At 35.6% G+C, this 7,634-nt stretch carries 4 protein-coding genes; 2 read left to right on the forward strand and 2 right to left on the reverse strand.

The window, feature by feature from the left end:
• Nucleotides 1–102 precede the first annotated feature (102 nt).
• Nucleotides 103–2,961 carry an aminomethyl-transferring glycine dehydrogenase gene (gcvP, locus tag AB4Y90_RS12840; RefSeq protein WP_441557965.1) on the forward strand — a complete coding sequence of 953 codons (2,859 nt, stop codon included), beginning with the start codon at nt 103–105 and terminating at the stop codon, nt 2,959–2,961.
• Between the two features lie 84 nt (nt 2,962–3,045).
• Here gcvP and AB4Y90_RS12845 read toward each other — a convergent pair whose 3' ends face one another.
• Both AB4Y90_RS12845 and AB4Y90_RS12850 read right to left on the reverse strand, forming a co-directional pair.
• Complete coding sequence (locus AB4Y90_RS12845) at nt 3,046–3,687, reverse strand: hypothetical protein (RefSeq protein WP_441557966.1); 642 nt, start codon at nt 3,685–3,687, stop codon at nt 3,046–3,048.
• 215 nt (nt 3,688–3,902) lie between these two features.
• Entirely contained in the window at nt 3,903–4,073 is a 171-nt protein-coding gene (locus tag AB4Y90_RS12850) for a hypothetical protein (RefSeq protein WP_441557967.1), read from the reverse strand.
• 275 nt (nt 4,074–4,348) lie between these two features.
• Here AB4Y90_RS12850 and AB4Y90_RS12855 point away from each other — a divergent pair, with 275 nt between their 5' ends.
• Nucleotides 4,349–7,351, forward strand: coding sequence for a LamG-like jellyroll fold domain-containing protein (locus tag AB4Y90_RS12855; protein WP_441557968.1), 3,003 nt, complete (start codon nt 4,349–4,351; stop codon nt 7,349–7,351).
• The last annotated feature ends 283 nt before the right edge of the window (nt 7,352–7,634 follow it).

A 7,634-nucleotide genomic window follows, 5' to 3' on the forward strand; every position in this document is an offset into this window, starting at 1 on the left:
GTGTTAATCAAGATTTAACATACGCTTAAGATGGGTTGTACAATCTGGTAAAAAATCGTAATTTTACGAATCTTTTTTTACAAACAAAATCTAATATAAAAAATGAATACAGAACAGTTTGTGAGCCGTCACATTTCCCTAAACGATGCCGATAAACAGGCGATGTTGGAAAAAGTTGGCGTTTCAAGTATCGAAGAGTTAATTTCTCAGACCATTCCATCTTCAATCCGTTTAGAAAATGATCTGAACATTTCAGAGCCGCTTTCAGAATACGAAATGCTGAATCATTCAAAAGAATTGGCATCAAAGAATACGGATTATACAAGTTATATTGGTTTTGGATATCACAATACACTTTTACCTTCGGCGATTCAGAGAAATATCTTTGAAAATCCAAGTTGGTACACTGCTTATACACCTTATCAGGCAGAAATCGCACAGGGAAGACTGGAAGCTTTGCTTAATTACCAAACTGTTGTGTGCGATTTGACAGGTTTTGCATTGGCAAACGCATCTTTATTGGATGAATCTACGGCTGCTGCAGAAGCAATGCACATGTTCTTCAATAACAGAACAAAAGATCAGAAAAAAGCGGGAGCAAATAAGTTCTTTATTTCTGATTTGGTATTGCCACAAACCGTTTCTGTTCTTAAAACAAAAGCTGAAGGTTTAGCAATCGAAATCGTAGAAGGTGATCACAAAACACATCAGTTTGACGAGTCTTATTACGGAGTTTTATTGCAATATCCTGGTAAAAACGGAATCGTTTTAGATTATACCGAAGATATTGTTGAGTATAAAAAATTAGATTTGCAGGTTGTTGTAGCTTGTGATCCGATGGCTTTGGTAAAATTGAAATCTCCTGCATCAATGGGAGCTGACTGTGCAGTTGGTACTTCACAGAGATTCGGTATTCCGTTAGGTTATGGTGGTCCTCACGCAGCATTTTTCTCTTGTAGAGAAGATTACAAAAGAGATATTCCGGGAAGAATTATCGGAGTTTCTCAGGATATGTACGGAAAACGTGCATTAAGAATGGCTTTACAAACGAGAGAGCAACATATTAAAAGAGAAAGAGCAACTTCAAATATTTGTACAGCTCAGGTTCTTTTGGCTGTAATGGCTGGAATGTACGCTGTTTATCACGGTCCGAAAGGGTTAAATTACATTGCAGATCAAATTCACTTTAAAGCAAATGCTTTGAAAGGCGGGTTAAAAGCTTTAGGTTACCAGACTGCAGATGAGCCGATTTTTGATACGGTGAAAATCGTAATGGCTGAAGATGAAAAAGCAAGATTAAACAGATTGATGCTTGATCATAATTTAAATCTTAACTATTTCACTGAAGGAGTTGTAAGTATTGCAATCAACGAAAGTACTACGCTTGAGAAACTAAATATTCTGATGGCTTCTTTTGCTCAGTTTAAAGATAAGCAAACGTTCAAATTAGAAATTAAAGAAGGATACAGTATTCCTGAAGAAAATCTTAGAAAAGATGAGATTCTTACGGAAGAAGTATTCAACAAATATCATACAGAGACAGAATTGATGCGTTACATCAAGCGTCTTGAGAGAAAAGATTTATCATTAACTCATTCAATGATTTCTCTAGGTTCTTGCACAATGAAACTGAACGCTGCAACTCAGATGTTGCCACTTTCTTGGGCAGATTGGGGAAGCGTGCATCCTTTTGTACCGGTAAATCAGGCAGGAGGTTATCAGGCGATGATTAAAGAATTAGAAAAAGATCTTTCTGAAATCACCGGTTTTGCAGGAACTTCTCTTCAGCCAAATTCTGGGGCTCAAGGTGAATATGCAGGTTTGATGGTGATCAGACAATATCACATCTCAAGAGGTGAAGGTCACAGAAATGTAGTATTGATTCCTCAATCTGCGCACGGTACAAACCCGGCTTCTGCAGCAATGGCAGGAATGAAGATCGTTGTTGTTAAAAATCTTGAAAACGGAGAAATTGATTTCGAAGATTTCAAAGCTAAAACTGAACAGCATTCTGAGAACTTATCTTGTGTAATGATCACGTATCCGTCAACTTACGGATTCTTTGATGCAAATATTAAAGAAATTACAAAATTAGTGCACGATCACGGCGGACAAGTTTATATGGATGGTGCAAACATGAATGCACAGGTTGGATATACAAGCCCGGGAAATATCGGAGCAGACGTTTGTCACCTTAATCTTCATAAAACTTTTGCAATTCCTCACGGAGGAGGAGGTCCCGGAGTTGGTCCGATCTGTGTAGCAAAACATTTGGTTCCTTTCTTACCTACCAATGCAAACATTAATGTAGGTTCTAATGAAGCTATTGCAGGAATTTCTGCAGCGCCTTACGGTTCTGGATTAATCTTAAATATTTCTTACGCTTACATCAAAATGTTGGGAACTTCAGGTTTGAAAAAAGCTACGGAGCATGCAATTTTAAATGCAAACTATTTAAAAGAAATCTTAGCAGAGCATTTCCCGATTTTATATTCAAACGAAAACGGAAAAGTAGCACACGAATGTATCGTAGATTTCCGTCAGTTCAAATCTTTAGGAATAGAGGTTGCTGATGTTGCGAAAAGATTGATGGATTACGGTTTCCACGCTCCAACAGTTTCTTTCCCAGTTGCAGGAACATTGATGATCGAGCCTACAGAATCTGAAAGCAAAGCAGAAATCGACCGTTTTGCAGAAGCTCTGATTGCGATCAAACATGAAATTGATGAGATTGCAAACGGTGAAGCAGATCAGGCAAACAACGTGTTGAAAAACGCTCCTCACACCGAGCAATTGGTGATTTCTGATTCTTGGGATAAACCATACAGCAGAGAAAAAGCAGCTTATCCATTGGAGTGGGTAAGAGATCACAAATTCTTTGCTTCTGTATCAAGAGTTGATGAAGCTTACGGAGACAGAAACTTGGTTTGTACTTGTGAGCCGATTGAAGCTTATATGTAATTAAGAATTTTTATATATAACAAATCCCTTTCAGTATTGAAAGGGATTTTTTGCGTCATTGCTAAGAGCTAATCGATGAAGCAATCATTTTAATTGAGCTTCAATTCTTTTATCTTCAACATAAATTTTTATCCAATTTAGTTTTTCAGAATGTTTTGGAATGCAGTCAATCAAACTTTTTTTATGTTTATAATTTTCTAAAGATTCTGGTCCAAATTTTATTTTCATATCATAAATTTCTTGTCCAGAATATCCAAGCCAGGCTTTTGTATTTACTTCTTTATCTCTTTTTATGTTCTTATAAAGTAATGTACTAATGTCATCAGGCAAATGTTGCACGCCGTCACACCAAAAATCTTTAATGTAATATTTTATACCTTGGTTTTCAATATTATGAAAATCGAGAGACCATTCTAAATTACTGCAGAATTCTACATTAAACATTGGTTCGGTAATATTATAATTAAAAGCTCCACAATTATGACACTCTACATATTCTCCTATTAAATTTTCAAATTCGCATTCGCAACATTTTCCTTGTGTATTATTTAAATGTTGTATGATAATTTTTACTTCATTTTGGTCTAAATTAAAATCAGAAATTATTTTATGTTCAACAAATTTTTTTAGATCATTTTGCATTAAAGCATATATATCTAATTTCTGTTCTTCAGTGAAATTGATATTAATGACCTCATTTTTACAGTTTTTACAATTAATTTTCATTTCTAATCTAATTTCGGCTGTTATACATTATCAAAAATTTATAAATTAAATCTTAAGCTGTTAATATTTAGTAAGACATATTTGTCTGAAAGCGAAAACAAAAAATTATAAAAGCATTTTCTAAATATAGAATTTTATTTAAATAAAATATAGAAATTTTTAGATATAAATAAATCCCTTTCATCACTGAAAGGGATTTTTAATTTGCACTTATTTTACCTTTTTTTAGAGGTAAAGACAATCAACATTGCAATTCCTCCAAAAATAAATGTAACAATCGAAACTGTTTTAACTGAAATATCACTTTTTGTAGTGTATTCTTTTCCACAAGAATAAAGGAAGAATGCCGTCATTAAAAGATAAGTAAATAGTAATTTTTTATTCATAAGCGTTTGTTTGTTTTTTGTGTTTATTAAATAATTTTTTCAATAAAAAGTTACGAATAATTTAATTATTATGCCAATTTTTCATTATTCTATGCATAATTGTTTGTAAAAAGTCTTAATTAGTACAAATTATCTTCTGTCATTTATTAATCTATAAATTAGTTCTTTGATGAAATATAGCTAATGAATTGATTTGTAAAAGGTCAACAGGATGGGGCAGGATGCTCATATTTGTCTTTCTGGGTAGATTGGTTTATCCAAAAAAAATAATATTTATGAAAGGCAAATCTTTACTCATTAAGCAGGCTCTTAAATCTTTACTGCTTTGCGGAATCACATTATCGAATGTTGATTTGAATGCTCAGACATTGGCATTTCCGGAAGCGACAGGCTTTGGTAGATTTACAACCGGAGCAAGAGGAGCGGCAAATCCTCAGATTTACTTGGTAACCAATTTAAATGACAGCGGTCCGGGTTCGTTTCGTGATGCGGTGAGTCAGCCGGGTCGTTTTGTGATCTTTAAAGTTGGTGGTATTGTTAATCTGCAATCGGTTGTTGCAGTAGCTGCAAATACAACAATTGCAGGGCAAACTGCTCCCGGAGAAGGAATCCTGTTTTTAGGACCGAGAGTATCATTTACAGGAGCGAATAATACCATTGCAAGATATTTCAGGGTTCGTTATGGCGGTACATCTCAAAATCAGGATGCATCAGGAATTGCCAATGGAGCCAATATTATTTTGGATCATATGACTTTTACCTGGGGAACCGATGAGGTTTTTTCTATAAACTGGGACAATAATGGTACTGCTCCTGATAATATTACGATTCAGAATTCTATTATCGGGCAGGGATTGCATCGTCACAACCATTCTGCTGGTGGTTTGATGCAGCCTCCTCCAGGCGGAAAGATAAGCCTGATCGGAAATTTATACATCTGTAATAAAACCAGAAATAATAAAATAAAAGGAATCAATGAGTTTGTGAACAATGTGGTTTACAATTGGGGAAATTATGGAAACACTTACGGTCACACTCAATCCGGAGAAGCTTACATTATGGGTGGGGATTCTGCAGGAGCTTCATATGCAAATATCATCAACAATTATTTTATAGGAGGTCCCAATACAAGTTCTACAGTTTCTACACCTTTCAGTGTAGGAAATGCTAATTTTAATTTGTTCGGTTCGGGAAATTATTTTGATAATAATAAAAACGGAATTTTAGACGGAACTTTGGTTCCTCAGAACTTAACGGGATATCCTGTTGGAGACATCAATGCGATCCAGCCAACTTCGTATGATTATCCGATGAAAAACCCGACCCTGACTGCACAAGGAGCATATGATAATATTGTGGCAAAGGTAGGAGCTTCTTATCCTAGACGTGATCAGGTAGATCAGTTAATGGTTTCAGATCTAATGTCGAAAGGAACTACTGCTACTTATGTTTATGTGCAAAGTGATCTTACAACTCAATTTGGTTTTACCAATGGTGGAGCAGGTCATGTTTACGGAGCTCCCGCTCCTTTAGATACCGATAACGACGGGATGCCCGATGCGTGGGAAACTGCAAACGGATTAAACCCAAATGTTTTTGATGCTTTGGCTGTGAGCACAACGCATGCTCCATATTTGAATATTGAAGTTTATATAAATGGTTTACCTAATACAGCAGCTCCGGATTTTATTATTCCGCCAAGCAATTTAAACTTTACCAATTCGTTGACGGCGGGAAACCCGGCTACAAGCTCATTAACGGTTAACTGGAATGATAATGCAATCAATGAAACAAATTATGTATTGGAACGCTCCGCAAACGGAAATTCTTTTACAGTCATTGCGACATTACCTGCTAATACAACCAGTTATAATGAAACAGGCTTAACTCCCAATACTCAATATTATTACAGAGTAAAAGCGGTAAACGCAACGGATTCTTCTGTTTACACTTCAAATGCTTCTGTTACTACACCGCCTGTTCCGTCTGCGCCTACAAAAGCAGCCAATCCTAATCCTGCAAATGGTTTTAATAACGTACAGCTTACCAATGGAAATTTACTTTTAAAATGGACAGGAAGCACCAACACTACAAATTACACCGTTTATTTTGGGACGGATCCGCAAAATTTAAGCAACATAGCTACAGTTCCTTATTCTGCTACGCCATCGTATCAGTTAAGTAATTTAAATACAGCAACAGATTATTACTGGAGAATCGATTCGTCTAATGCATTGGGTTCTGTGACCGGTGATGTTTGGAATTTCAAGGCATTGACGCCAAGTCTTGTCGGGAACTGGCCGTTTTCTGAGGCTCCGTTATCAGGAGAACAGATTGCAGATCTTACTTCGTATGCTAATCACGGCACATTAAACGCAGCTTATGATAATGCGAATGTGAGAGTTTCCGGGAAAGAAAATTATGCGCTGGATCTGGCAACTTCGCCAAATACGCCATACATTGCGAGTATTCCGCATCAGGATCAGATTTTATTTAATAATAATTCTTTCACCGTTTCTTTCTGGATGAAAGCTCCTACGAGCATGATTCCATCGTCTTCTGCAACCAGTCTGTATGTCTTGTGCAAAGGTTCATTTACCAAAAATACTACAACAGGTGCAACCGGAAAACGTTTTAATGTAGAGATCAAAGGCGGTCAGCTAAGATATGCGATCGATGATGATGTTACGAAGAAGGAAATCACTTCTCCGATTGCCAATTATTTTACCAACAATTGGGTGCATGTTGTGATTCAGAGAGATATTATGGCGCATAAAATGAGAATTTATACCAATGGAGTCTTAAGCACTGAAGGAGATGAGACTGCGGTTACAGGTATTGGTGAAGCAAGTGATCTGGTTATCGGCAATATCGGTGAGCTTGAGTTTTTATCAACAGCCAATGCTCCGGCTCCTTATAAAGGTGCATTTGATGAACTAAAAATGTATAATTATGCATTGTCTCCAACAGAAATATCTGCTTTGTATAACCAGGCTGTATTGGGCAATGCAGAATTCAGCATCAGCAAAAATGTAGGAACAATATATCCGAATCCTGTGAAGGATCAGATTTTTATTAAACTTCCTGAGTATAAAAAATCTAATTTAACTGCTACAATTTTAGATATGAGCGGGAAAATTATCATTAAAGAAAAAATAAACGCTAAAGAAAACGGGATTTTTAATTTAAATATTGGAGGCAGAAAAGTTTCCGGAAATTATATTCTGAATGTATCGGGAGAAAACCTGAACAGCAATTTTAAAATAATTGTTGAATAAAATACAGAGCACACTTAGTTTAATTCATATTGTATCAAAGGAAATCCTTTCAATTTTTTGAAAGGATTTTTTTATTGTTGTTAATCTGCTGTGTAATTATTGTGGGTAATTGTCGCAAGGCTAAACAAAGTCTTATAAAGTAATTCACTTTTTTAAGTTAAACAAAGCCACTTCGTTTATTTAGGAAATACAAGATAAAAGAGTGGTGTTGATTATCAATAGTTTTATGAGGGCTAAAGTTTTTTCAAAGTTGTTATATTTCTAATCTGAGTTAATATAATCC

It is taken from the genome of Chryseobacterium sp. 2TAF14 (assembly GCF_052115105.1).
GTDB lineage: Bacteria > Bacteroidota > Bacteroidia > Flavobacteriales > Weeksellaceae > Chryseobacterium.